The sequence below is a fragment of the Pseudomonas imrae genome (genome assembly GCF_046352735.2).
Classification (GTDB): Bacteria; Pseudomonadota; Gammaproteobacteria; order Pseudomonadales; family Pseudomonadaceae; genus Aquipseudomonas; species Aquipseudomonas imrae.
In genome coordinates this window covers 1,283,469-1,309,289 of record NZ_CP110853.2, presented here as the reverse complement: position 1 = coordinate 1,309,289, position 25,821 = coordinate 1,283,469, and the positions used below count along the sequence as shown (strand labels likewise).

29 protein-coding genes and 1 tRNA gene are annotated in these 25,821 nt (G+C 57.0%); 5 read left to right on the top strand and 25 right to left on the bottom strand.

Translation table 11 applies throughout. The features are described from left to right. Positions 1 to 110: 110 nt before the first annotated feature. Positions 111 to 1,010: a LysR family transcriptional regulator gene (locus OQ460_RS05940; RefSeq protein WP_410020941.1), complete on the bottom strand. Its 900-nt coding sequence runs from the start codon at positions 1,008 to 1,010 to the stop codon at positions 111 to 113. Between the two features lie 108 nt (positions 1,011 to 1,118). Between OQ460_RS05940 and lldD the strand changes: the two genes are divergently transcribed. Next, positions 1,119 to 2,261 carry an FMN-dependent L-lactate dehydrogenase LldD gene (lldD, locus tag OQ460_RS05935; protein WP_410020940.1) on the top strand — a complete coding sequence of 381 codons (1,143 nt, stop codon included), beginning with the start codon at positions 1,119 to 1,121 and terminating at the stop codon, positions 2,259 to 2,261. Between the two features lie 3 nt (positions 2,262 to 2,264). Here the strand turns inward: lldD and OQ460_RS05930 are convergent, their stop codons facing one another. The 20 genes from OQ460_RS05930 to OQ460_RS05835 form a co-directional block, all read right to left on the bottom strand. Beyond that, positions 2,265 to 2,957 (bottom strand): RES family NAD+ phosphorylase, encoded by a 693-nt coding sequence (locus OQ460_RS05930; protein WP_410020939.1) that lies wholly within the window; start codon positions 2,955 to 2,957, stop codon positions 2,265 to 2,267. After that, positions 2,951 to 3,355 carry an antitoxin Xre-like helix-turn-helix domain-containing protein gene (locus OQ460_RS05925; RefSeq protein WP_410020938.1) on the bottom strand — a complete coding sequence of 135 codons (405 nt, stop codon included), beginning with the start codon at positions 3,353 to 3,355 and terminating at the stop codon, positions 2,951 to 2,953. Before OQ460_RS05925 ends, OQ460_RS05930 begins: the two co-directional genes overlap by 7 nt. Positions 3,356 to 3,485: 130 nt before the next feature. Further along, positions 3,486 to 3,561: transfer RNA gene (locus tag OQ460_RS05920), tRNA-Lys, on the bottom strand. Between the two features lie 63 nt (positions 3,562 to 3,624). Then, positions 3,625 to 4,314, bottom strand: coding sequence for a 7-cyano-7-deazaguanine synthase QueC (gene queC / locus OQ460_RS05915; protein WP_410020937.1), 690 nt, complete (start codon positions 4,312 to 4,314; stop codon positions 3,625 to 3,627). Position 4,315: 1 nt separating this feature from the next. Continuing rightward, positions 4,316 to 4,963: a 7-carboxy-7-deazaguanine synthase QueE gene (gene queE / locus OQ460_RS05910; RefSeq protein WP_410020936.1), complete on the bottom strand. Its 648-nt coding sequence runs from the start codon at positions 4,961 to 4,963 to the stop codon at positions 4,316 to 4,318. Positions 4,964 to 5,129: 166 nt separating this feature from the next. Then, positions 5,130 to 5,954, bottom strand: coding sequence for a tol-pal system protein YbgF (gene ybgF / locus OQ460_RS05905; protein ID WP_410020935.1), 825 nt, complete (start codon positions 5,952 to 5,954; stop codon positions 5,130 to 5,132). Positions 5,955 to 5,960: 6 nt separating this feature from the next. Further along, a complete protein-coding gene (gene pal / locus OQ460_RS05900) occupies positions 5,961 to 6,461 on the bottom strand; it encodes a peptidoglycan-associated lipoprotein Pal (protein WP_029300299.1) in 501 nt (166 codons plus the stop codon). A 52-nt stretch (positions 6,462 to 6,513) separates the two neighbouring features. Continuing rightward, positions 6,514 to 7,794: a Tol-Pal system beta propeller repeat protein TolB gene (gene tolB, locus OQ460_RS05895; protein ID WP_410020934.1), complete on the bottom strand. Its 1,281-nt coding sequence runs from the start codon at positions 7,792 to 7,794 to the stop codon at positions 6,514 to 6,516. A gap of 17 nt (positions 7,795 to 7,811) precedes the next feature. Next, entirely contained in the window at positions 7,812 to 8,885 is a 1,074-nt protein-coding gene (tolA, locus tag OQ460_RS05890; RefSeq protein ID WP_410020933.1) for a cell envelope integrity protein TolA, read from the bottom strand. Beyond that, positions 8,885 to 9,337, bottom strand: coding sequence for a protein TolR (tolR, locus tag OQ460_RS05885; RefSeq protein WP_410021936.1), 453 nt, complete (start codon positions 9,335 to 9,337; stop codon positions 8,885 to 8,887). Before tolR ends, tolA begins: the two co-directional genes overlap by 1 nt. 23 nt (positions 9,338 to 9,360) lie before the next feature. Beyond that, complete coding sequence (gene tolQ / locus OQ460_RS05880; RefSeq protein ID WP_410020932.1) at positions 9,361 to 10,056, bottom strand: protein TolQ; 696 nt, start codon at positions 10,054 to 10,056, stop codon at positions 9,361 to 9,363. A 1-nt stretch (position 10,057) separates the two neighbouring features. After that, positions 10,058 to 10,513 (bottom strand): tol-pal system-associated acyl-CoA thioesterase, encoded by a 456-nt coding sequence (ybgC, locus tag OQ460_RS05875; RefSeq protein ID WP_410020931.1) that lies wholly within the window; start codon positions 10,511 to 10,513, stop codon positions 10,058 to 10,060. 138 nt (positions 10,514 to 10,651) lie between these two features. After that, positions 10,652 to 11,710, bottom strand: a complete 1,059-nt coding sequence (gene ruvB / locus OQ460_RS05870; protein WP_410020930.1) for a Holliday junction branch migration DNA helicase RuvB — start codon at positions 11,708 to 11,710, stop codon at positions 10,652 to 10,654. Then, positions 11,711 to 12,322 carry a Holliday junction branch migration protein RuvA gene (gene ruvA, locus OQ460_RS05865; RefSeq protein ID WP_410020929.1) on the bottom strand — a complete coding sequence of 204 codons (612 nt, stop codon included), beginning with the start codon at positions 12,320 to 12,322 and terminating at the stop codon, positions 11,711 to 11,713. A 115-nt stretch (positions 12,323 to 12,437) separates the two neighbouring features. Further along, on the bottom strand, positions 12,438 to 12,962 hold the full coding sequence (gene ruvC / locus OQ460_RS05860) for a crossover junction endodeoxyribonuclease RuvC (protein WP_410020928.1): 525 nt from the start codon (positions 12,960 to 12,962) through the stop codon (positions 12,438 to 12,440). 142 nt (positions 12,963 to 13,104) lie between these two features. After that, a complete protein-coding gene (locus OQ460_RS05855; RefSeq protein WP_410020927.1) occupies positions 13,105 to 13,851 on the bottom strand; it encodes a YebC/PmpR family DNA-binding transcriptional regulator in 747 nt (248 codons plus the stop codon). Positions 13,852 to 13,988: 137 nt separating this feature from the next. Then, positions 13,989 to 15,764 carry an aspartate--tRNA ligase gene (aspS, locus tag OQ460_RS05850; RefSeq protein WP_410020926.1) on the bottom strand — a complete coding sequence of 592 codons (1,776 nt, stop codon included), beginning with the start codon at positions 15,762 to 15,764 and terminating at the stop codon, positions 13,989 to 13,991. Between the two features lie 108 nt (positions 15,765 to 15,872). Beyond that, positions 15,873 to 16,094 (bottom strand): FmdB family zinc ribbon protein, encoded by a 222-nt coding sequence (locus OQ460_RS05845; protein ID WP_410020925.1) that lies wholly within the window; start codon positions 16,092 to 16,094, stop codon positions 15,873 to 15,875. A 229-nt stretch (positions 16,095 to 16,323) separates the two neighbouring features. After that, positions 16,324 to 16,653 carry a ribbon-helix-helix domain-containing protein gene (locus OQ460_RS05840; protein ID WP_410020924.1) on the bottom strand — a complete coding sequence of 110 codons (330 nt, stop codon included), beginning with the start codon at positions 16,651 to 16,653 and terminating at the stop codon, positions 16,324 to 16,326. Between the two features lie 205 nt (positions 16,654 to 16,858). Next, positions 16,859 to 17,332, bottom strand: a complete 474-nt coding sequence (locus OQ460_RS05835; protein ID WP_410020923.1) for a Dps family protein — start codon at positions 17,330 to 17,332, stop codon at positions 16,859 to 16,861. A 405-nt stretch (positions 17,333 to 17,737) separates the two neighbouring features. Between OQ460_RS05835 and OQ460_RS05830 the strand changes: the two genes are divergently transcribed. After that, positions 17,738 to 18,340: a cold shock domain-containing protein membrane protein gene (locus OQ460_RS05830; protein ID WP_410020922.1), complete on the top strand. Its 603-nt coding sequence runs from the start codon at positions 17,738 to 17,740 to the stop codon at positions 18,338 to 18,340. A 76-nt stretch (positions 18,341 to 18,416) separates the two neighbouring features. On the opposite strand, the gene OQ460_RS05825 is transcribed toward OQ460_RS05830, so the two are convergent. After that, complete coding sequence (locus OQ460_RS05825) at positions 18,417 to 18,623, bottom strand: SlyX family protein (protein ID WP_410020921.1); 207 nt, start codon at positions 18,621 to 18,623, stop codon at positions 18,417 to 18,419. Positions 18,624 to 18,626: 3 nt separating this feature from the next. Further along, a complete protein-coding gene (locus OQ460_RS05820) occupies positions 18,627 to 19,052 on the bottom strand; it encodes an HIT domain-containing protein (RefSeq protein ID WP_410020920.1) in 426 nt (141 codons plus the stop codon). A 709-nt stretch (positions 19,053 to 19,761) separates the two neighbouring features. Here OQ460_RS05820 and OQ460_RS05815 point away from each other — a divergent pair. Then, entirely contained in the window at positions 19,762 to 21,036 is a 1,275-nt protein-coding gene (locus OQ460_RS05815) for an OprD family porin (protein ID WP_410020919.1), read from the top strand. Between the two features lie 184 nt (positions 21,037 to 21,220). On the opposite strand, the gene OQ460_RS05810 is transcribed toward OQ460_RS05815, so the two are convergent. Together OQ460_RS05810 and OQ460_RS05805 are read right to left on the bottom strand one after the other, a co-directional pair. Beyond that, positions 21,221 to 22,063, bottom strand: coding sequence for a mechanosensitive ion channel family protein (locus OQ460_RS05810; RefSeq protein WP_410020918.1), 843 nt, complete (start codon positions 22,061 to 22,063; stop codon positions 21,221 to 21,223). 133 nt (positions 22,064 to 22,196) lie between these two features. Continuing rightward, positions 22,197 to 22,682, bottom strand: coding sequence for a YajQ family cyclic di-GMP-binding protein (locus OQ460_RS05805; RefSeq protein ID WP_410020917.1), 486 nt, complete (start codon positions 22,680 to 22,682; stop codon positions 22,197 to 22,199). A 136-nt stretch (positions 22,683 to 22,818) separates the two neighbouring features. Between OQ460_RS05805 and OQ460_RS05800 the strand changes: the two genes are divergently transcribed. Together OQ460_RS05800 and OQ460_RS05795 are read left to right on the top strand one after the other, a co-directional pair. Continuing rightward, entirely contained in the window at positions 22,819 to 23,736 is a 918-nt protein-coding gene (locus tag OQ460_RS05800; RefSeq protein ID WP_410020916.1) for a putative 2-dehydropantoate 2-reductase, read from the top strand. A gap of 46 nt (positions 23,737 to 23,782) precedes the next feature. Continuing rightward, positions 23,783 to 25,819 (top strand): sensor histidine kinase, encoded by a 2,037-nt coding sequence (locus OQ460_RS05795; RefSeq protein WP_410020915.1) that lies wholly within the window; start codon positions 23,783 to 23,785, stop codon positions 25,817 to 25,819. Positions 25,820 to 25,821: the final 2 nt, after the last annotated feature.

Below are 25,821 nucleotides of genomic sequence, written 5' to 3'. Positions count from 1 at the left end.
AAGTGATTGTGTTCATCAAGCACGGTGAAGCTGGGCAAGGCTACAGAATATCGAATGGATTCAAAAGCCTAATCTGGGGTATATGCCCATTGCCGCCAGGTAAAAGTACCTTACTCTTTACTCGCCCTGGGTACATTGCCCATTTCCCTGGCAAGGTCCAGCCAGGCGCGCGCCGCCTGCGGTAGATGCGCGTGGCGGCGCCAGGCCAGGGCTATGTGCCAATCAGTCCGGGGCTCGTCCAAGGGTGTCAACGCGATACCGGGGTGCCGGTGTTTACGGGCGAGCATCTGGGGTAAAAATGCCACACCCAGTCCCGCACTGACCAAATCGACAATAAAATCGATCTGCGCACTGCGAGCTGTTATTCGAGGCACCACTCCCCTGCGCTCGCAAGCGTTGAGAATGATGGGATTGAGGGCAAAACCAGCCTCGTACAGTATGAATGGCGAATCGGCGAGATCGGAAAAATTGACCTTCGCCCGCCCGGCCAAAGGATGGTCCGTCGGCATCACCACCATCAGCGGCTCGACTCGCACGTCCTGATATTCAAACTCGCCCTCAACCGGCACCAACAAGGCCGCCAGGTCCACTTGGCCAGCCTGGAGACACTGAGCAAGTTTCTTGCTGCCGTGTTCGATCAATTCGATCTCGATCTCGGGATAACGCCGCCGATACAGGGCAAACATCGCTGCAAACAACTCCCCACTGCCCACCGGCGGCAATCCGATACGCAACACCCCGCGCCTTAGACCCAACAGGTCATTGATCTCAGCAACCAAATCGCTGCGCTCTGCCAGCAGCACCTGCGCACGACGGTAGGCAATTTCACCTGCGGCTGTCAGCTCGCTCTTATGTCCGATACGGTTGAACAATGGCGTACCCAGTTCGTCTTCCAGGCTCTTTACCGCCTTGCTGACACTGGATTGGGTCAACGAAACCACCTCGGCGGCCTGTGAGAAACCGCCCTGGCGTACCACTTCGACAAAGGTACGCAACGTGCGAAGGTTCATGAGTATTCCGTTTGCGACTGAATTAAAGTTGGAAAAGTTGTTTTTACCATGATGTGCCTTTGTCTATCCTCCTTCCACCGTTCTCTATATTCCGGGGCCTCACTGTTCATGATCATTTCGTCTGCATCGGATTACCGCGAAGCCGCACGCCGCAAACTGCCGCGCTTTTTGTTCGACTATATCGACGGTGGTGCTTATGCCGAACGCACCCTCAAGAGCAACAGCTCGGACCTGGCAGACATCAGCTTGCGCCAGCGCATCCTGCGCAATGTCGAGAGCCTGAGCCTGGAGACCACGTTGTTCGACCAGCCCCTGGCAATGCCGGTCATCATGAGCCCGGTAGGCTTGACCGGCATGTTCGCCCGGCGCGGGGAAGTGCAGGTGGCGAAAGCGGCGGCCAACAAAGGTATTCCCTTCTGTTTGTCGACTGTCTCGGTTTGCCCGATCGAGGAAGTGGCATCCCAGACCGCGCAATCGATCTGGTTTCAGCTCTATGTATTGAAAGATCGTGGCTTCATGAAAAACGCCCTGGAACGGGCGCAAGCTGCGGGAGTGAAGACCCTGGTGTTCACCGTCGACATGCCGACACCTGGCGCGCGTTATCGCGATGCTCACTCCGCAATGTCCGGGCCGTACGCAGCACAGCGGCGGATGCTGCAGGTCGTGGGCAAACCGGCCTGGGCCTTGGATGTCGGTCTTATGGGTCGCCCGCACGACTTGGGCAATATTTCCAGGTACTTGGGCAAACCGACCCACCTCGAAGATTACATCGGCTGGCTGGCAACCAACTTCGATCCTTCCATCAGCTGGAAAGACCTGGAGTGGATCCGCGAATTCTGGAAAGGGCCGATGATCATCAAGGGCATTCTCGACGCTCAGGATGCCAAGGATGCGGTGAGCTTCGGCGCGGACGGGATCGTCGTCTCCAACCATGGCGGTCGCCAGTTGGATGGTGTGCTGTCCACCGCCAAAGCCTTGCCCGCTATCGCACAGGCGGTGGGCAGCGACCTTACGGTGCTGGTCGACTCCGGAGTACGCTCGGGGCTGGACGTAGTACGCATGCTCGCGTTGGGCGCCAGAGGTGTATTGCTCGGTCGCGCGCCCGCCTACGCATTGGCAGCTGACGGCCAGCGCGGCGTGGAGAACCTGTTGGATATCTTTGCCAAGGAAATGCGCGTGGCAATGACCTTGACCGGGGTTACATCGATTGCGCAGATTGACGAGTCGATCCTGGTTCAAGGGCAAATCTGACGTTCAGGCCTCGCTGATCTTACTGACGCTGGTGATCTGGCCGTTCCAGATCATCTCGTAATGAGCAGACTGGACAATTGACGACACCGCCCTGGGTGTCATAAGTGCCCAGCAGTGATTGCCCGGGGCACGCACGGACATGTACCGAAGCCCCGGGCAGCCAGCGCTCTTGAGTGCGCCTCCCAGACGCTGTGCATGGGAGTAATCGTCCGGGTCATAGATGGGATCGGTCATCGGTACGCAAGCCGCATCCTTCATCGAATTGGTCACAAACGAACAGGACAGTCCACGAAACACGAAGCGCTCAAAGTTGAGGCCTTGCACTTTCGACCAATACTGATTCTGATGATGGCGCACTTCCACCAGCGCCGTCTCCATCGTAGCGGCCAGATACAGCACGCCAAAACTGCCATCGCTGAAACGCGAACCGGCAGGGTTCACATGAGTGAATGGCGCTATAGCGTATGAACATCCAGCAATGCCAAAAGGGATTTCGCGGCGAGGTATCAACTCAAGCAAACCAACCTCATTGCCCAGCCTTGGGTTGGTAAGAGCCTGGATCTGGTACAGCACATCAAATTCATCGGCGTCCGCCACATCATCAAACAACGCAATCGGTGGAAACTTGGAATTGACCAGGCGATAGGCCTGCGATAGCTCCCAGGCCAGGTCTCCCAGACACTCCAGCATCACCATTGCGCACCACGCAGCACATCGATCCGGCGAAATGTCTCGTACAAGGAAATCATATCGCCCTGAGCCATGATCTCAAGCGGCGTACGCCCATTGAAGAAGCTGTTGTCGTTCACCATCCCCGGGAAGCCGTACACGTTCTCGGGGTTATCAAAGATCATGCGCAGTGTGGCGTGGATGTTCAGCACAAAACTGATGCGTTGCATCTGGTCGTGATCCAGGCCAATGGTCCACTCGGCATCGCGCTGTCTGGCCCGGGTATAGGTGCTGCGCGAAATGCGCAGGATGCGACAGGCTTGCTCGCTGCTGGCCTGCCATTTTTCGAGGATGCCCACTGCAGCGCGCAACCCGGCCACGCACTGGTCTTTGGTGAAACCCTGGGACTGGAGGACTAGTGTCATGATTTACACCCTTAACTACTCTACAGACTCAAATATAGACATATTGCATCCACAGAACAAATCAAAGGCAAAAAAAAACCCGGAAATCCTCACTTGCGTGGGCCTTCCGGATTTTCTAAACCGCCAAAAATGGTGGGTCGTGTGGGATTCGAACCTACGACCAATTGGTTAAAAGCCAACTGCTCTACCAACTGAGCTAACGACCCGCTGTGTGGTGGCGCGTATAATACTGATTTCTAAGGATTATTCAACACCTTATTTTAAATAAATCAGAAATAACGCGTCGGGTCCGAAATTCCGGCCGCCTGGAAGCCTTCTGCACGCAGCCGGCAACTGTCGCATTTCCTACAAGCACGACCGTCATCGTCTGCCTGATAGCAGGAAACTGTCAGCGAATAATCGACGCCAAGTCCTACGCCAGCCTTGACGATATCGGCTTTGCTCAGGTTCTGCAGCGGCGCCAGGATACGGAAGCCCTGCCCCTCTACACCGGCCTTCGTCGCCAGGTTGGCCATGCGCTCGAACGACTCGACAAACTCTGGACGGCAATCCGGATAGCCGGAGTAATCCACAGCGTTGACGCCGATAAAAATGTCACGGGCATTGAGCACCTCTGCCCAACCCAGGGCCAGAGACAGGAACACCGTGTTGCGCGCCGGTACGTAGGTGACCGGAATGCCGTCACTGGGGGTCTCCGGCACGTCAATGGAGCTGTCAGTCAGCGCCGAACCACCAATGCCGTTGAGGTTCAGGCCGATCACTTTGTGCTCGACCACACCCAAGTCACGGGCAACGCGCGCGGCGGCATCCAACTCGGCACGGGAACGTTGGCCATAATCGAAACTCATGGTGTAGCAGCTGTAGCCCTGTGCACGCGCCATCGCGACGACAGTCGCGGAATCAAGGCCACCGGACAGCAGGATTACCGCACGTTTTTGATCAAGGGTTTGTTCAGTCATTTCAGCGTCCCGGCTCGTCGTTCCAAAGGTATTTATGCAACTGCAATTGCAGGCGCACCGGCAGGTTATCCGCGACCACCCAGTCAGCAAGATCGCGGGCGTTCAAGTCATGATGGCTTGGTGAGAACAATACTTCACCCGCGCGCCGGTCCAGGCCGTACTGGATCAGCTTGGAGCTGGCCCAGTCATAGTCCTCGCGCGAACAGATGACGAACTTGACCTGGTCATTGCTGGTCAACAGGTCGATATTTTCGTAGCGGTTGCGATGCACTTCCTTGGAACCCGGCGTCTTGAGATCGACGACCCGACTGACCCGGGTATCGACCGCAGAAATATCCAGGGCGCCACTGGTCTCCAGGGACACTTCGTAGCCGGCATCACATAGACGCTTGAGCAAAGGAATCGCATTGGGTTGGGCCAAGGGCTCGCCACCGGTCACACAGACGTAACGGGGGCGAAAGCTGGCAACCTGTTCCAGAATATCTTCGAGAGTGCGCACGGTGCCGCCACTGAAGGCGTAGGCGCTATCACAGTACTGACAGCGCAGCGGGCACCCGGTAAGGCGCACAAATACTGTGGGCAAACCGGCGGTGCGCGTTTCACCCTGTAACGAGTAAAAAACTTCGGTGATGCGTAATGTGTCTTGCATAATCGCCACGGGCGTAACAGCTAAACAGGCTGTCCGCCTCCGTCAGGCACTTCAAGGGATCCCGGCAAAGCGTGAACCCCAAAAAGCGTATTTCATAAAAGGGCGTGGATTCTAACGAAAAAAACCGCGACAAGCGCGGGTTTCTTCCAAACGTGGGCCGCATCGCCTACAAGCGTTGCAGGTCCCGCTGAGCCAACTGGGCGGCGGATGTGCCCGGATACTGGGCAACCACCTGCTGCAAGATGCCTTTGACCTTGTCGGTATGACCCAGACGGCGCTCTACATCAGCCAGTTTGTACAGCGAATCAGGCACCTTGGCGTGCTTTGGATAAAGCTGGCTGACCCTGGCAAACGCCTGGCCTGCGCTCTGCAAGTCACCCTTGGCCAGATTGACTTCGCCCAACCAATACTGCGCATTACCCGCGTACTGGCTATTCGGATAACGACCCAGGAAAGCGGTGAACGCTTTGCTGGCCTTGTCGAAATCTTTGGCTTTGATCAGGTCGAAGGCTGCATCGTAGTACAGTTTTTCCTTCGCCGGATCAGCCGGCTCGTTGCTCGCGGCAGGCGTTTGGCTTACACCTGCGGCGGCACCACCAGCGGCGCTTTCAGCGCCCCCGGCAGAAGAATTATCAGGAGTAGCGGCTGGTGTAACGCCGGCTCCAATGCGTCGATCAAGATCCTGGTATCGCTCCAGGCCTTCTTGCTTCAGACGATTGACTTCATTTTGCAGAACTTCAATCGCGCCTTGCTGCTGCGCCAACTGATCCTGCATGCGTTGCAGCTGGTTGAACAGTTCGCCCTGTGCCGAGACAGGGGCCGTAACCCCTCCCCCGGCATAGGCGCCGTTCGTGCCATAACCTGCTGGTGGATAGCTGCTCCCACTATTGTTATAGCCAGAGTTGCTATCTTCCACAGGAACCGCAGCCCACACCGCAAGCGGTGCGAAGCTGAGAGCCAATACGGTTACAACACGACGGCACGTTCGCATGACGAATTACTTACGCAGTTCGACGCGACGGTTTTGAGCCCAGGATTGCTCGTCGTTGCCGGTAGCAACTGGACGCTCTTCACCGTAGGAAACCAGTTCCAGCTGAGCTGGGGAAACACCTTGCAGTACCAGGTAGCGCTGAACGGCTTTCGCACGACGCTCGCCCAGTGCCATGTTGTACTCACGAGTACCACGTTCGTCGGTGTTGCCTTCCAGAACAACGCGAGCGCCGTTACCTTTCAGGTCTTTCGCGTGAACGTCCAGAGCGCGCATGGCTTCTGGCTTCAGGTCCGAACTGTCGTATTCGAAGTAGAAAGTGGTGATCGCGCGCAGAGCAGCTTCTTCGCTCAGGGAGCCGTCAACTGCACCAGTGTTAGCGCCGTAACCAGCGTTTGGATCAACAGCTGCGCCTTCACCGGCATTGTCGCCGCCTTTAGAGGAGCAACCAACGGCTACGGACAGAGCCAGAGCCAGAGCAGCAAACTTACCAAACTTCAGCATTTCCATCGTGAAACTCCTAATGAACCCCAGTGTGTTAAGCAAATCGTATAGCGCCGCGTCAGTTCAGGTAAGGGGACCAGGACGGTTCTCTGACTTCGCCTTGTGCGGTAGGAAGCGGGAGCCTTACGCGTCCATTAATGGACACGAGCATCAAGACTCCCCGGCCCTGCTGGCGGGTGGCGTAGATTACCATGGTGCCGTTGGGCGCAACAGTAGGCGACTCATCAAGAGTGCTATCTGTAAGGATTTTTACGCTTCCGCGCTGCAAATCCTGGGCCGCCACCTTGAAATTAGTGAAACCTTCCTGACGATGGATCATGACCAGAGTCTTTTCATCGGCCGAAAGCTTCGGATTGGCGTTGTAGTTACCAATAAAGGTCACACGTTCTGCACCGCCGCCACCGACGCTGCTCTTATAGATTTGCGGCTTGCCACCACGGTCGGAGGTGAAGTAGATCGTCGAGCCATCCTTGCCCCAGAACGGCTCGGTGTTGATACCCGGGCCCGAAGTGACGCGGGTGATCTGGCGCGAACCGAGGTTCATCACGTAGATATCCGGGTTACCGTCCTTGGACAGTACGAATGCCAGGCGATTGCCATCTGGTGACCAGGCTGGCGCACCGTTAAGGCCTTCAAAGTTGGTGATCTGCTCGCGACGACCGGTGTCAATGTGCTGGACAAAGATGCGTGGACGCTTTTGCTCAAACGAAACGTAGGCGATACGCTTGCCGTCAGGTGCAAAACGCGGCGAAAGAATAGGCTCGCGCGATTGCAGCAAAGTCACCGCCCGGGCACCGTCGTAATCCGAACGTTGCAAGGTGTAGCGGGTGTTGTTTACCGAAAAGCGCTCGGCGGTCACGTACAACAGGCGAGTGGAGAATGCACCTTTGATACCGACCAGTTTTTCAAACGATTGGTCGGCAATGTAGTGCGCCATATCCCGCAATTGATCGACACTTCCCGAAACGCTACCGGTCAGCACCTGTTGCTCGGTGGCAACGTTGAACAGCGCGTATTGAACCTGCAGGCGGCCACCGGCTGGAACGATGCTACCTACCATCAGGTACTGGGCACCCAGCGCCTTCCAGTCACGGTAGATGACTTCGCTGCCTTGGGTGGGCTGGCTGATCATGTTCTGTTTCGGAATCGGTGCGTAATAACCCGAGTTGCGCAGGTCGTTGCCAATGATCTCGGCCATGTCGTCCGGCAACACGCTGCCGCCCTGCCAGCCAAATGGCACTACGGCAATCGGGGTAGCCCGATCGCTGCCACTGGTAACCAGGATGTTCTTTTCATCCGCCGCCGCTATCCCTGCCATACAGCAAATAACGACAAGCATTCCTCGAAGAAGGTTTCTCACAAGGCTAGATCCTCAGGTGTGAATGTCATTTTGAATGAACGATAGGGAGCGAAGTCACTTGGTTTCATTCCCTGCATCTCGGTCAACCGGCCAATATTCTTGACCGCTGCAACCGCCGAACTGTCGAACGAGCCGTCGCCGCTGGACTTGGCCACGTTGACCGAAGTCACCGTACCGTCCGGCAACATGCCGATCTGCAGCACGACTGTCATGCCTTTGCGTGCCGAAGGTGGACGCGTCCAGCCTTCAGCTGCCCGAGCCCGAATCAGATCGTCGAAGCTGCCCGCGACTTCATCGCCAAGCTCATCGGCCAGGGCTTGCTGACGTTGCGGCGTGTCGGAAAGCAAATCAGCCAAGGCCTGGGCCTTTTTGTCTTCGGCGGATTTACGTGCTGCTTCCTGGGCCTTCTTCTTGGAGGCATCGGCAGCAGCTTTCTTCTTCGCATCGTCGGCGGCTTTTTTCTTCGCATCGTCGGCTTCAGCTTTTTTCTTGGCGTCTTGCGCGGCTTTCTTCTTCGCGTCCTCGACTATCTTTTTCTTGGCTTCTTCAGCGGCCTTTTTCTTGGCCTCTTCTTCAGCCGCTTTCTTGGCTTCTTCCTCAGTCTTTTTCTTGGCTATATCAGCCAGTTTTTTCTCTTCGGCTTTTTTCGCTTCGGCAGCTTTCTCGGACTTCTTGGCTTCATCAGCTTTTTTCGCCTCGTCGGCCTTCTGCGCTTCGTCAGCCTTTTTTGATTCTTCGGCCTTTTGAGCCGCCTCTTCTTTCTTTTGTTCCGCAGCAGCCTTCACCGCTTCCTGCTCGACCTTTTTCTGCTCCATCTGCTCGACTTCAGTCTGGCGCGCAGCTGTCTTCTTGGCCTCACCCGCAATCTTCTGATTGGTCTGGGTGGTAGCCTGGCTTTTCGACTTGAGCTGATACAGGGTCGCCTGCACGATCGGTTTGGCCGGCGGCAGCTCCGGGGTCATGGCAAAGCTGACGAACAGCATGCCGAACACCAGGACGTGCAGGGCAATCGCCCACACGCCAGGCCAGAAGTAGCTTTCCGAGGCGGACGGCTCTCGCTGTTGCTGCATCAGGGCGCCTCGGTAATCAAGCCAACATTACCGACCCCGGCCTTCTGCAGCCCGCCCATGGCGCCCATTACGGAACCATAGTCGACGGACTTGTCACCGCGGATGAAGACCTGGGTGAGCTTGCCACCTTCGGTGCCAGCCCGAATGATCTTGGTCACCGCGTCGGTCATTTGCGGCAAGGTCATGGCCTTGTCCTGCTGCTTCTGTGTATCGACTTCGCTGCCAAGATTCCAGTAATAGGTCTTGTCGGACTTGATCGAAATGGTCAACACCTGGGTATTGTTGTCCTGTGGCAAGGCTTCGCTGGAAACCTTGGGCAGATCAACCTTCACCCCCTGATTGAGCATCGGTGCGGTCACCATGAAAATCACCAGCAGCACCAACATCACATCGATGTAAGGCACTACGTTCATCTCGGCGACCGGCTTGCGCTTCTTGCGAGCTCGAGCGATTAAAGCCATTGGGAATTACCTGCTTATTCTTCGCTGGTGTGCACTTTACGGTGCAGGATCGCCTGGAATTCATCGGCGAAGGTGTAGTAACGACCGATCAAGGTCTCACTGGTTGCAGCGAAACGGTTGTAGGCGATTACTGCCGGGATTGCAGCGAACAGGCCGATGGCGGTGGCGATCAGTGCTTCGGCGATACCCGGGGCCACGGTGGCCAGGGTCGCTTGCTGTGCCGTTGCCAGGCCACGGAAGGAGTTCATGATGCCCCAGACAGTGCCGAACAGACCGATATACGGGCTGACCGAACCAACGGTGGCAAGGAACGGCAGGCTCTGCTCGAGCTTTTCTTCTTCACGGGAGATCGCAACGCGCATGGCACGGGCAACACCTTCCATGACAGCTTCAGGGTCGACGCCTGACTGCTGGCGCAGACGGGAAAACTCCTTGAAACCTGCACGAAAGATCTGCTCGACGCCCGAGTCCGGATCTGGATTGCTCCCCGCTTGGCGATACAGTTTGGACAGGTCGATACCCGACCAGAAGCGCTCCTCGAAGCTCTCCAGGGCACGTCGACCAGCGCGCAGCAGGTTGCTACGCTGAAAAATCATGATCCATGAGGTAACCGATGCGGCTACCAGGGTCAGCATTACCAGTTGAACCACGACACTGGCATTGCTGACCAGGCTCCACATGGAGGTATGGTCGACGACGGTTGGTTCCACGCTAAATCTCCTGCTCTGATTGTTTACCCGCGCCGCTCACGCTGGCAAAGGCCGCACGTAGAGTTTCGGGAATGGCCCTGGGTTTCAAACTGTTGGTGCGCACACAAGCCACCAGGAACTGCCCCTCACAGAGCAGCGTTGCATCCGTAGCCCGCCTGACCTGCTGTTTAAAGCGCAGGCTGACACGGTTCAATTCGATTACTTCTGCACTGACCAGCAATTCGTCGTCCAGCCGCGCCGGCGCGTGATAACGGGCCTCGCTGGAATGCACGACGAATAACAGATCCTCACCTGCCAGCGCGGACTGGGCAAAGCCCAATGCCCTTAGCCGCTCGGTTCGAGCCCGCTCCATGAACTTCAGGTAGTTGACGTAATAAACGATGCCGCCAGCATCGGTGTCTTCGTAATAAACGCGACAACGATGTACGAACGACTGATCCCCAATTTGCGCGCGCATACTCTAGTGCTTACTCCTCAGGTTGCCAATCCGGCCAAGCAACTGTTTTTTCATTCTCGAAACATTTCTTACGAAAGAATGACGACGCCAGCCACTAGGACAGCACAAACGCCGAATAAATCGACTTACGCCGCCCTTTTAATCGTCCACTGCATCGAGGAATTCGTCTACTACAGGCATCTCGCCTAATCGTGACGGAATGTTTAACCCAAAATGCAGGTAGGCATGGCGGGTAACCACACGACCTCTGGGTGTACGCATGATGTAGCCTTGCTGGATCAGGTACGGCTCCAAAACATCCTCGATGGTGTGACGTTCTTCGCTGATGGCCGCCGCGAGGCTGTCCACGCCGACCGGGCCGCCATCGAACTTCTCGATCATGGTCAACAGCAGGCGCCGGTCCTGATGGTCAAAACCATGCTCGTCCACATCCAGCAGATTAAGCGCCAGGTCAGCCACTGCCTTGGTGATATGCCCCTTGGCACGCACTTCAGCAAAATCGCGCACTCGCCGCAGCAGGCGATTGGCGATTCGAGGAGTACCACGGGCACGCCGTGCAATCTCAAAGGCGCCTTCCGGGTCCAGCGGCAACCCGAGGATGCCCGCCGAGCGACTGACAATCGTGGCCAGGTCCGCAGTACTGTAGAACTCTAGACGTTGAACAATGCCGAAACGGTCTCGCAACGGGTTGGTCAGCATTCCGGCACGGGTAGTGGCGCCGACCAGGGTGAACGGTGGCAGATCAAGTTTGATCGAGCGCGCCGCCGGCCCTTCGCCGATCATGATGTCCAGTTGAAAGTCTTCCATGGCCGGGTATAGCACTTCTTCGACGATGGGAGACAACCGGTGAATTTCGTCGATAAACAGCACGTCATGGGGTTCAAGATTGGTCAGCAATGCGGCCAAGTCCCCCGGACGCTCCAACACAGGACCGGACGTAGACTTGATCGACACCCCCATTTCCTGGGCGATGATCATGGCCAAGGTAGTCTTGCCAAGACCCGGCGGACCGAAGATCAATGTGTGGTCGAGGGACTCGCTACGCCCGCGCGCCGCCTGGATAAACAACTCCATCTGCTCGCGCACAGTTGGCTGGCCGATATATTCGGCCAGGCTGAGCGGGCGGATGGCCCGATCCTGGACTTCTTCGCGGTCGCGCGGGCCCGTGGCCGCAATCAGACGATCTGCTTCAATCACTTAAATCATTCCCTTCAGAGCGCGGCGGATCATATCTTCGCTGCTCAAGTTCTTGTCTTTGATCGCGGACACCGCCTTGCTGGCTTCCTGTGGCTTGTACCCCAGAGAAATCAGGGCGCTGACAGCGTCGCTTTCGGCGCTGGCCACATGCTCGCGTGGCGCGTCCGGCTGATTCGGCACCAAGGCGAACATACTCGGCACCACTTCCCAGGCCTTGAAACGATCCTTGAGTTCCACCAACAGGCGCTCAGCGGTTTTCTTGCCGACCCCCGGCACCTTGGTCAACGCAGAAGTATCCTGGGCCGACACGGCACGTACCAACTCATCGACTTCCAGGCTCGACATCAACGCCAGCGCCAGCTTCGGCCCGACGCCATTGAGGCGTATCAGTTCGCGAAAGAAATCCCGGTCACGCTTGCCAATGAAACCATAGAGCAATTGCGCGTCTTCGCGCACCACCAGGTGGGTATGCAGGGTCAGCAGCTCACCGACCGATGGCAGGCGGTAAAGGGTGGTCATGGGCACTTCAAGCTCATACCCCAGCCCATCCACGTCCAGAATCAGGTGCGGCGGCTGTTTCTCAGCCAAGGTGCCGCGTAAGCGTCCAATCACGTTCAGATCCTTAAAGCTCGGGTCAGATCAAGGCCTGACCGGTAATTACGCGGGGATGATGGCCGATCACATCGGTTTTTCATGCGACCTGCGCAGAATGATTGCGCTGATGCTATCAGAGACGCAGCCGACCACCACGACTGCGTGCGGTGCCCAGGCCGTGGGGCAGCAAGCTGGAGCGAGTATGGGCATGACAAATGGCAATCGCCAGGGCGTCGGAGGCGTCGATTTGCGGTTTGGCAGTGAGCTTGAGCATATGCATGACCATCATCTGCACCTGCTCTTTATTGGCTGCACCGGTACCGACGACCGCCTGCTTGACCTGGGTCGCGGTATATTCGGCGATTTCCATGCCCTCTTCCGCGCCTGCAACGATCGCGGCACCACGGGCCTGCCCGAGCTTCAACGCGGAGTCGGCGTTTTTCGCCATGAACACTTTTTCAATGCCCATGGTCACCGGACCATAGGTCTGGATCACTTCGCGCACGCCCCGATAGACGATTTGCAAGCGCTCGACCAACTCGCCGGAACCGGTTCGTATGCAGCCTGAGGCAACATAGATGCAGCCCCGTGGAGTCTGCTGGACCACGCCGAAGCCGGTGATGCGCGAGCCGGGGTCGATACCAAGGATTAAAGTCATAACGCCTGCGCGGTAGTGAGAACACACATAACCCCTGTGGGAGCGGGCTTGCTCGCGAAGGCGGTGTGCCAGTCAATGCATGTGCAAGCTGATCTACCGTCTTCGCGAGCAAGCCCGCTCCCACATTGGATCTCTATCGATCTTAAGTAAGCTGTTCAGCCACAGACTCGGGGATGTCGGCATTGGAATACACATTCTGCACATCATCCAGGTCTTCGAGCATATCCAACAGCTTGAGCACCTTCTGTGCGCCGTCCAGGTCCAGTTCGGCACTGGTGGTCGGCAGCATCACGATTTCCGCATCGGTACCCTTGAAGCCTGCGGCTTGCAGAGCGTTACGCACCGCATAGAACCCGGCAAACGAGGTGAACACATCGATGGAGCCATCGTCGTTGGTCACCACGTCGTCGGCGTCAGCCTCCATCGCAGCTTCCATCAACGCATCTTCGTCCACGTCTGGCGCGAAAGAAACCTGCCCCTTGCGCTCGAACAGATAGGCTACCGAACCATCAGTGCCCAGGTTACCACCGCACTTGCTGAATGCATGGCGGACGGCCGCGGCGGTACGGTTGCGGTTGTCGGTCATGCACTCGACCATCACCGCTACACCACCCGGACCGTAACCTTCGTAACTCAGCTCGACCATATCGTCGGTGTCGGCTGCGCCTGCACCGCGCGCAACTGCACGATCGATGATATCGCGACTCATGTTCGCGCCCAGAGCCTTGTCCAGCGCCAGGCGCAGACGCGGGTTAGAACCCGGATCGCCCCCGCCCTGCCTGGCCGCAACGGTCAGTTCGCGTATCCACTTGGTGAAAATCTTGCCTTTCTTGGCATCCTGACGCTCTTTGCGGTGCTTGATGTTCGCCCACTTGGAATGGCCAGCCATAACACAACTCCGAAATTCTCTAGAAACCTTGATCGGTCCCGCCCCAGGCGGGATTTAGCTCTTTAACGCAAAGGCGCATCCGAAGATGCGCCTTTTTTGACTCTCGTAAAACCTTATCGCGCTTTCACACGGCGGCCTTACTCAGCCTTTGGCGCCTCGCGCAGACGGATATGCAATTCGCGCAGCGCCTTGGCATCCACCACCCCCGGAGCCTGCGTCATCACGTCGGCAGCACTCTGGGTTTTCGGGAAGGCAATTACTTCACGGATCGACTGGGCACCAGTCATCAGCATCACCAGGCGGTCAAGACCGAAGGCCAGACCACCGTGAGGTGGCGCGCCGTATTTCAGCGCATCGAGCAGGAAGCCGAACTTCTCTTCCTGTTCCGCCTCGTTGATACCCAGCAGACGGAACACTGCTTGCTGCATTTCCTTGCGATGGATACGGATCGATCCACCACCCAACTCGGTACCGTTGAGCACCATGTCGTAGGCGCGGGACAGAGCGCCCGCCGGATTGGCCTCCAGCTCTTGCGGCGAGCACTTCGGCGCGGTGAACGGGTGGTGCAGGGCAGAGAAGCTGCCGTCGTCGTTCTCTTCAAACATCGGGAAGTCGACGACCCACATCGGTGCCCATTCGCAGGTCAGCAGGCTCAGGTCGTGGCCCAGCTTGATTCGCAGCGCGCCCAAGGCCTCGCTGACGATCTTCGACTTGTCGGCGCCGAAGAACACGATGTCGCCGTCAACCGCGCCAACGCGATCGAGGATCGCATTGAGGTTGGCTTCAGGGATGTTCTTCACGATTGGTGACTGCAGGCCCTCAACACCCTTGGCGCGCTCATTGACCTTGATGTATGCCAAGCCCTTGGCGCCGTAGATACCGACAAACTTGGTGTAGTCGTCGATCTGCTTGCGCGGCATGCTTGCCCCGCCTGGAACGCGCAGTGCGGCAATGCGGCATTTCGGGTCGTTGGCCGGGCCGCTGAACACCTTGAAGTCGACTTCTTTCAGCTGGTCGGCCACATCCACCAGTTCCAGCGGGTTACGCAGGTCTGGCTTGTCGGAACCGTAGCGGCGCATGGCCTCTTCGAACGTCATGTGCGGGAAATCACCGAACTCCAAGTCCAGCACTTCCTTGAACAGGTTGCGGATCATTTGCTCGGTGAGACCCATGATCTCTTTTTCATCGAGGAAGCTGGTCTCGATGTCGATCTGGGTGAATTCAGGCTGGCGATCAGCACGCAGGTCTTCGTCACGGAAGCACTTGGCAATCTGGTAGTAACGGTCGAAGCCGGCCACCATCAACAGCTGCTTGAACAGCTGCGGCGATTGCGGCAAGGCGAAGAAGCTGCCGGCGTGGGTACGGCTCGGTACCAGGTAGTCGCGAGCGCCTTCCGGGGTGGCACGGGTCAGGATCGGCGTCTCGACGTCAAGGAAGCCGTTCTCGTCGAGGAAGCGACGGATGCTGGTGGTCATGCGCGAACGCAGACGCAGCTTCTCGGCCATTTCCGGACGACGCAAGTCCAGGAAGCGGTAGCGCAGGCGAGTTTCTTCGCCAACGTCGGAAAACTCGTTCAATGGGAACGGCGGAGTTTCCGACTCGTTCAGCACTTCAAGCTCGTAGCCCAGCACTTCGATCGCGCCCGAGGCCATGTTGGCGTTGACGGCGCCAGCCGGACGCAGGCGAACCTTGCCGGTGATCTTCACAACGTATTCGCTGCGTACACGATCGGCAGCAGCGAAGCTCTCGGCACGATCCGGGTCGAATACCACTTGGGCCAGACCATCACGATCACGGATATCGAGGAAGATTACCCCGCCGTGGTCGCGGCGACGGTGAACCCATCCGCAAAGGGTGATTTCCTGACCTTCCAGGGTCTCGTTCAGTTGGCCGCAATAGTGGCTGCGCATCATGGTAGTGGTTTCACTTCTCGTAATTCGAAATTCGGTGGAGTTCCTGCTCGATCACCGCACCTTAAGCCAGGCAACGGATAATGCAAGAGCTCGCGCGTAGAGTTCAACTCAGTCTGCTTTGTCGCCGCCAGCCAGGTTTTTCTTCGAACCGGTCTTGAAGTCGGTCTCGTACCAGCCAGTCCCGCTCAAGCGAAAGCCCGGCATCGACAACATTTTCTTAAGCTCGGAAGCCTGACAAGCAGGGCAATCGACCAACGGCGCGTCGCTGATCTTTTGAATGGCTTCCAACTGATGACCACAGGAAGCACATTGATAGTCGTACATGGGCATGGGTTGTCTCGGCGATCACGTCACTGCTGCGCCGCGCCCTGGCCCGGGAACTGAAAAAGCCCGGCATGCGCAGCAAAGAGCGGGATTATATCTGGTAAATCGGGGCTGTGCAGCCGCGGCGGCCACCAGATTCAAAGATAGAGAGCCACGCCGGGTTCAAGCCCGGCACACATCCCGCCCATCGGAGCATCTGTAATCGGGCCGCACAATCACCCCGGACCTGCCTTATTCACTGGCGGTGCTGCCCCTTCAACACATGGACCACGCACACGACCCTGACCAGGCCACTGAAGTTCTTGACCCCGCCATAGCGCAAATGTACTTCCCGATCCACGTAGGACAACAACGCACTGATCGAGCAGGTGTTGACCCTGGCTATTTCCGCCAGAATGTTCCAGTAGACTTCTTCAAGCCTCAGGCAAGTGGAAAAACCATTAAGCCTGACTGAACGAGACAGCGGTCGAGCCAGTGCCATATCGAATCCCTTGGCAAAGGGATCGACCTTTATCCTGTGCAAACCCGAAGTTCCGGTTGCACCATTACCCTCTCCACGCGACATACACTTGACACTCCCTTGCCAAACGGCTGTTGAATAAACTGCTCTTATTTGCCGTTGGGCCTATAAAACAGCAAGTAGACAACTGCAGCCAGAAGACGGGGAGTTGATCACCGTAGGACAAACCGGCAGGCGAGCCAGGAAGCCCGCACGCCAGGATGAGGGAGAACAGGGCAGAGGCGTCAGACCGGCGCCACTGCCCCGTGATTTACTTGGTTTCAAGCAGCGAACGCAACATCCATGCAGTTTTCTCATGAACCTGCATGCGCTGGGTCAGCAAATCGGCGGTCGGCTCGTCACTGACCTTCTCAAGCAAGGGGAAGATCCCGCGCGCCGTGCGGGTAACGGCCTCTTGCCCTTCGACAAGTTGCTTGATCATGTCTTCGGCAGCGGGTACTCCTTCTTCTTCCTTGATTGAAGAAAGGCGTGCATATATCGAGTAGGCTCCCGGCGCGGGGAAACCCAGGGCGCGAATACGCTCGGCAATCGAATCCACCGCCAATGCCAGTTCGTTATATTGCTCCTCAAACATCAAGTGCAAGGTACGAAACTGCGGCCCCGTTACGTTCCAGTGAAAGTTATGGGTCTTCAGATAAAGTACATAGGTATCCGAAAGCAACCGTGAGAGTCCATCCACAATGGATTTACGATCTTCTTCACTGATACCAATATCGATTGCCATGTTTATCCCCTTCAGATGATGGAGTTTCATTGATCAGGTGCCGTTGCACTCTAGCAAGAGCATTCATCTTGCGCAGCCCGCCTTCCTGCTGATGCCTGCGACAAATCGCCCCTTGGGCAGTATTCGCATGCGACCGGCACTGCGCGGCAAGTGGAAAAAAACCCACACCTGTCTAGGACAAGCGTTTGCCCTACAAATGCCCTGTTTCTCGCAACGCCTTGAAATGCTTGATTTGAGTAGGCACAGGCTTTGCTGTTAAATAGGCAGCGTGTCGCTGCCGTTATTTTCTGCGGCAAGCCGCATAGGCTGATACCCGCGCACGTGCCCAACGCCTCCCTATTGTTCAGAAGCGAACCGTGCCAGTCAGCTCTTCCTTGTGATCCGTCTAAACGTGAGTTAATCAAAATGTTGAAAATCGTCCACCTGCTAACGGGCGCCGCAGCCTTGCTGCTGTCCTTTATCCCTAGCCTACGAACCGAAACCCTACCCTACCTGCAACAACCCGATGCTATTTACCTGGCCTTTTTTGGCCTTATCAACTTGACCCTGGCTCCCGTCATTCCCTACTGGAACAAAGGCGCCCGTCATCAATTGCAAAACCTGGTCAGCGCACTACTGGTGCTGGCTGTTGTCGTACAAACCCTGACGCTGCTGGCGCCAATGCCCGAAGTCAGCGGCCATCCTGCCGTCCTGTTGAGCCTGGGGATCGCACTGGTCGCCATTGTTCTGCACCTGGCCGTCAGTTTCTACCGCTCGGCCCCGGCTGCCGCGTCGCAAAACTACGACATGACCAACCGTGATACCGGGACCGTCAAGTGGTTCAACACCTCGAAAGGCTTTGGCTTCATTTCCCGGGACTCGGGCGACGATATCTTCGTCCATTTCCGGGCTATTCGTGGCGAAGGCCATCGCGTTCTGGTGGAAGGCCAGCGTGTGGAGTTCTCCGTGATGAACCGTGACAAAGGCCTGCAAGCTGAAGATGTGATCGCAGCCCTGCCGCGTCGCTGATTCCAGCTCAAAAAAAACCGCGATGCAGCTTTTGCTGGCATCGCGGTTTTTTTTGCCCGGACATCTTCCGGGCATTTTAATAATGAGGCGGCGGGGCTTCTTCTTCGGAAGATTCGAACTGCCCGCCCATCTCCTCCTGACGCTTGAGTAAAGCGCTCATCTGCAATTGCAGACGCTCTACCGCGCGCTGCTGGGCCACCAGAATGTCGTTCAACGTCTCTATGGTGTCGTCCTGAAAAGCCAAGCGGCTTTCAAGGTCCGTCACCCGATCTTGCAGGTCCATGGTTCAATCCTGGGTAAAAGTGAAATCGGCGGGCAACAGCTCGCGCAGACGGGCACCAATAGCCGCTACCTGCTCCGGTATATAGGGCACTGCCGGATGCTTGCCCCAGACCGGTGCAGGCCATGCCGCATCATCACGCTTGCGCGCAATGACATGCACATGCAGTTGACTGACCACATTACCCAGCGCGCCAATGTTCATCTTGTCGACAGCGAAACCCTGATGAACTACCTGCGCCAAAGCCGTGGTTTCTTGCCATAGGCGCTGTTGATCGGCGGCATCAAGCTCAAACGCTTCGCTGATGCCATCAATACGCGGCACCAGGATCAGCCAGAGATAATTAGAGTCGTTGCACAGCAGCAACCGGCACAGAGGATAGTCCCCGATAGGCAGCGTGTCATTTTGCAGACGTGGATCCAAGGCGAACACTGCAGTCACTCCGTTCGGCTAGTGAATTTTTCCAGATGCCCAGCATACCTGCGAATGATCGCTGCTTCACGGGCAATCCCTGACACCACCAGCACACGCACCAAAATGAGTCATTTCTGCCCCATTTCGTGCAACGCCCATCCACCATCTACTCACATCCCGGGGTCAACCGGTAACGTTTTTCCTGGAAGCCGATTGCTCGCCGCCCCAAAAACCAGCGACCTTCCCGCGCCAAGCCCAAACCAAACGACGCAAAAACCCCGTGCTTATGCGGTTTTCACAATCCTTGAAGGTTTTTCACGAAAAAATGACATTCAGTTACCGGTTTGTGCACGCTTGTTGCATTACCACCCACATCGTCGACAACGACACCCGACAGGAAGCGGATGTTTCACGATAGAAAACAATAGTGAGTCAGTGCATTCAGGGAAGTCTTGAAACTTTGAATCGGTTAATTACCAGCTGTATTCAAGGCAATAAGGACAGCATTGAAGTTGTCAGTCTGGTTACACACAGACTGTAAATTTGCGACACGGATCTAGCAATTTACGACAGCCTCGTAAAGAAGCTGAAAGGAAAGATGGGCAAGTATCGCCAATATTGCCAGCGTGCTATAAATTTGCGCTGACACCAAAAAGAAAGAGCCGCCCAGACAAAAATACAGGTGGGACGGCAGTACTCTTCCTAAAAACCAAAGGAGCAAATCACGATGCGCGTGATGAAGTGGAGCATGATCGCCCTGGCTGTTTCAGCAGGCACCTCGCAGTTCGCAATGGCGTCCTCCCAAGACGAATCCAAGGGTTTTGTTGAGGACAGCACTTTCAGCATCAACACTCGCGCCCTGTACTTCAGCCGCGATTTCCGTAACAACCCGTCGGGCACTCAAAGCCGTGCCGAAGAGTCCGGCCTGGGCTTCCACGCCCTGTACGAGTCGGGCTTCACCCAAGGCACCGTTGGTGTCGGCGTCGACGTGATCGGCCTGCTGGGCGTCAAGCTCGACAGCGGCAAGGGCCGCGCCGGCACCGGTCTGTTCCCGACTGGCTCTGACGGTCGTTCGCAGGATGATTACTCCAAAGGTGGTGGCGCCATCAAGTTCCGTATCTCCGATACAGTCTTGAAAGTGGGCGACCAGTACACCACCGCGCCGGTGTTCGCTTCCGATGACAGCCGCTTGCTTCCTGAACTGCCGCAAGGTATCTCGATCACCAGTAACGAGATCAAGGGCCTGAAGCTTGAAGGCGGTCACTTCACTGCAACCCGCGCACAAAGCCAGACTTACCACGACAGCCTGGGCCTGACCAAGACGGACTTCGTGGGTGGTGTGTACTCGTTCACTCCGGAATTCACCGGCAGCCTGTACTACGCCAAGACCGAAGATTACTTCCGCAAGTACTACAGCAACCTGAACTGGACCCACGCCCTGAGCGACGACCAGTCCCTTGCCATCGACTTCAACATCTACGACACCAAAAGCGAAGGTCAAGGCCTGCAACGCGCCTACAACGATGGCACGACCAAGCTTGATAACCGTGCGTTCAGCTTGCAAGGCGCCTACACCATCGGCGCGCACACCTTCACCCTGGCCGCTCAAAAAGTTACCGGTGACGGCGACTACGGCTATGGCGTAGACGGCGGCGGCACGGTGTTCCTGGCCAACTCGGTCGCCCGTTCGGACTTCAACGCCGAAGGCGAGAAGTCTTACCAGGCGCGCTATGACATCAACATGGCTACCTTCGGCGTTCCGGGCCTGAGCTTCATGGCCCGTTACATCACAGGTAGCGGCGCCAATACCGCCACCACCTCGAACGGTAAAGAGTGGGAACGCGACCTCGAAGCCAAGTACGTGATTCAGGCAGGTCCTGCAAAAGACCTGAGCCTGCGCGTACGTCAAGCCACCTACCGCTCCGGTGATGGCGTGTACTACGGCTCGCCGTCGATCGACGAACTGCGTCTGATCGCGCAATACCCGCTGAACATCCTGTAATTAACGCGTTAATTACTACGATGAACTAGAGCTTGGGCTCTAAAAAAAGCCGCTCACTTGATAGCAAGTGAGAGGCTTTTTTATTGCAGTTTTAATAGCATTATGAAACTAGCAAGCTAACTATCTAGTTTACCAGCCGAATCGAACTTGACCACCCGGCCAAATTCAATCCCGATATTCACTATTAATTGGTAACCGTTTCCTGCATCACACGAATAACCCGTTGTGGAAACGGAATATCAATCCCGACCGCTTTCAACCTGTCACGGGCCTTTTCATTAAGCATGAACACCACATCCCAGTAATCCGCGGTTTTCGTCCAGGCCCGCAGGGATACCGTAATCGAGCTATCACCCAAGGTCGAAACCACCGCTACCGGCTCAGGATCAACCAAAACTCGTGAATCCCTTGCCAGTTCAAGCAGAACTTCACGAGCCTTTTGCAGATCGGCCTCGTAGTCCACGCCCACGTCAAAGATCACTTTGCGTGTTGGCTGGCGGTTGGTATTGGTGATGATCCCGTTGGACAGAATCCCGTTGGGCACAATCACTGTCTTGTTGTCACCGGTACGAATCACCGTATGGAAGATCTGGATGCTATCAACGGTACCCGCCGTGCCCTGGGCCTCAATCCAGTCGCCGATGCGAAACGGACGGAACAGCAGGATCAGCACGCCACCGGCAAAGTTCGCCAGGCTGCCTTGCAACGCCAGGCCAATGGCCAGGGTCGCACCACCAATCGCGGCGACAAAAGAGGTGGTTTCCACCCCGATCATGGAGGCCACGCTGATGATCAGCATGATCTTCAGCACAATGTTCGACAGCTTGGTGACAAAGCCCTGCAACGCCAGATCCGCATTGCGCATGGCCAGCAAACGCCCCATTTTATGGGTCAGCTTGTTGATCAGCCACCAACCGATCGCCAGGGTGATGACAGCCAGCAATACCCGGCTGCCGTATTCCATGAGCATCGGGATCCAGGCCTGGGAGGCCTTGACCAAGTGTTCCACTTCAGCATTCAAATCCATCTATATTCTCCTGTTTGCCGGATGTGCAGCTGCAATAAAGGTCGCCACAGCAATTGAGCCCCTAAGGGCTCAATCGTTTCTGCAGGTTCTGCGGCGTGAGACGTCGAAAACGCCCACAGGTTCCCCAAGCGGGTCAGTCGCGGAAGTTATTGAACTGCAACGGCATATCGAAGGTTTTGGCGCGCAGGGCCGCGATGGCCTCTTGCAGATCGTCGCGCTTCTTGCCAGTGATACGCACCTGCTCACCCTGAATCGCGGCCTGGACCTTGAGTTTGGCATCCTTGACATGGGCGACGATTTTTTTCGCCAACTCCTTGTCGATCCCTTCTTTAAGCACAGCTTCCTGCTTCATCAGCTTGCCCGAAGCGTAGGCATCCTTGACCTCAAGGCACTGTGCATCGATCTTGCGCTTGACCAAAGCCAGCTTGAGGATCTCGATCATCGCTTCCAACTGGAAGTCGGCCTCGGCAGTCAAATTGACCGTCAGGTCCTTTTCCTTGAACTCGAAGCTGCCCTTGCCTTTCAAATCATAACGACGGTCCAGCTCCTTGACGGCGTTCTCGACGGCGTTGGTGACTTCGTGCTTGTCCAGTTCAGATACCACGTCGAACGACGGCATGTAATCTCTCCAATAAAAAGGGGCGCGACTCAATAGAGATGGAGCGCGCCTGGCTTGCGGGTAAAATGCCCGCGCATTATAACGACTCTTTACGGTGAGCTGCTCGGCTCGCCCTGCGGCTTGTGGAGCAAAACTGATGTCAACCCTATGGCACGTCCTTGGCGCCGGTAGTCTCGGGACACTGTGGGCTACCCGCCTGACACGCGCCGGACTGCCGGTGAGGCTGATACTGCGCGATCGCTCTCGCCTGGCAAGCTACCAGGCAGTATCAGGATTAACTCTGGTTGAACAGGGTCAAGCCCACACGTACCCGGTCATCGGTGAAACCGCCGACAGCCCCGGCCTGATTCATCGCCTGTTGGTAGCGTGCAAGGCCTACGACGCACAGGGTGCAGTCGCACAACTGGCTCATCGCCTGGCCCCGGATGCAGAACTGATCCTGCTGCAAAACGGGCTGGGCAGCCAGGATGCCGTCGCCGCGCAGTTGCCCCAGGCTCGCTGCGTATTCGCTTCCAGCACCGAAGGAGCGTATCGCGAAAGCGAATGGCGAGTAGTGTTCGCCGGTCATGGCTATACCTGGCTGGGCGATGTGAATCATCCCACCCCCCCACTGTGGCTGGAGGATCTGCATGCCGCCGGTATCGCCCATGAATGGAGTACCGACATCCTCACCCGTCTCTGGCGAAAACTGGCACTCAACTGTGCGATCAATCCTCTGACCGTAATACATCACTGTCGTAACGGAGGCCTGCAGGATCACCGGTGTGAAGTGGCGATCTTATGCTCCGAGTTGACCCAGTTGCTGGACCGCTGTGGTCAGCCGGCAGCCGCGCATAATCTACAGGCCGAAGTAGAACGAGTGATCCAGGCTACCGCGGCCAATTATTCGTCGATGTATCAGGACGTCGCCAATGGCCGGCGCACTGAAATCAGCTATCTGCTCGGTTATGCGTGTCGAGTGGCCCTGCGCCATCAGTTGAGCCTGCCGCACCTGCAGCAACTGCAGGTGCGCCTGGTGCAGCACTTGGACGCACACAGATTGCCCATCGACTGAGGCACGCGCTACCCTGCCAGCTTGTTCCTTGCCTGTGAAAACCCCGATGCCTCTGCGCCAGCGCCTCGAAAATCTACCAGTTGGACAGAAACTGCTGGCGGCACTGCTGGTGCTCCTGACCACCGTACTGCTGGTGGCCAACCTGACCTTTATCAGTGCGGCCTACTGGATATCCCAGGAAAGTATGGCGCCCCAAGCCTTGCAGGCTATCGGTCGCCTGGTGTCCAACCCGGCCCTCGCCGCCCAGGCTCTGGACTCTCCCGCCCAGGCCAAGGCCTTGCTCAACGAGCTGACCAGTTATTCTCCACTTCGGGCAGCGGCACTGTATGACAGCGATGGCAATCGCCTGGCACAGCTGCAACAAGGAGACCAATTGCACCTGCCAGACAATTATCGACACATCCAAGCCTGGCAGGTCACCGAGTTTCGCAGCAACCAGGTCATTACCCTGCCTCGCCCCGGCCAGCCCTCGGGGCACTTGCTCCTGGTGGCCAGTAGCGAACTGCCGACCGCCTTCTACACCGGCACCCTGACCGCCAGCCTCGGCATTCTGATCTTCAGCGTGCTGCTGTGGCTGGTCATTGCCCGGCAGATCAAACGCCTGATCACCCGCCCCATCTATGAGCTGGAAGAGCTGTCGCGCCAGGTCACCCGGGAAGAGAACTACGCACTGCGTGCCAGTCGAGGCAACCGTGACGAGATTGGTAGCCTGGCCGAAGCATTCAATACCATGCTTTCACGCATTGAAGCCCGCGAACAGCAGCTCAAACGCGCGCGCGACGATTCCCAGGCCGCCTATGACCAGGCTCAAGGCCTGGCCGAGGAAACGCGACACACCAACCGCAAGCTGGAGCTGGAAGTTCAGGTGCGCAGCAAGATAGAGAAGAAACTCACCGGGTTTCAAAACTACCTCAACAGCATCATCGACTCCATGCCATCGGCGCTGATCGCCCTGGACGAACAACTCTATGTGACCCAGTGGAACCAGGAAGCCAGCGCCTTGTCTGGCACCCGTCTGGCCGAGGCGTTGAACCAACCGATCTTCCTCGCCTTCGAACCGCTCAAGCCTTACCTGCCCCAACTCAAGGCCACGGTAGAGGAACACACCGTGGAACGCATCGAGCGTGTCACCTGGATCAAGGACGATGAGCCCAGGCACTATGCCCTGACCTTCTATCCTCTTACAGGTGGTGCCGGACGTGGCGTAGTCATCCGGATCGATGACATCACCCAGCGTCTGTCGCTGGAGGAAATGATGGTGCAATCGGAGAAGATGCTATCGGTCGGCGGTCTTGCCGCCGGCATGGCCCACGAAATCAATAACCCGCTCGGTGCGATCCTGCACAACGTGCAGAACATTCGCCGGCGCTTGTCGACAGAGCTGCCGAAGAACCTGGAACACGCCGAGCAGGTGGGGGTTGAGCTGGACACGGTCAACCGCTATCTGCAAAGCCGCGAAGTCCCGCAGCTGCTTGACGGCATCCAGCAGGCCGGCGCCCGTGCCGCGAAGATCGTTACCCATATGCTCAGTTTCAGCCGTCGCAGCAATCGCCAGATGGCGCCCTGCGACTTGCCGGCCCTGATCGACCAGGCGGTAGAAATTGCCGGTAACGACTTTGACCTGGCCATTGGTTTCGACTTCAAAGGCCAGGCGATCATTCGCCAGTTCGATCCGCAACTGGGCCCCGTACCCGGCACCGCCAACGAACTGGAACAAGTGCTGCTCAACTTATTGAAAAACGCAGCCCAGGCCATCCACCTGCGCGCAGATGACAGCGAGCCAGGGCGCATCATCCTGCGGACCCGGCTCAATCCTCCGTGGGCAGAGATTCAGGTCGAAGACAATGGCATCGGGATGAGCGAGAACGTACGCAAACGCACATTCGAGCCATTTTTCACGACCAAGGAGATTGGCCAGGGCACCGGGCTCGGCTTGTCGGTGTCCTATTTCATCATTACCAATAACCACAAAGGCCAGATGGAAGTTCACTCCACTCCGGGCCAGGGCACATGCTTCACCTTACGCCTGCCGCTGGCGGGCAGCCAGTTCCCCCCTCAAGCATTCATTCAACAGGAGCATTGATC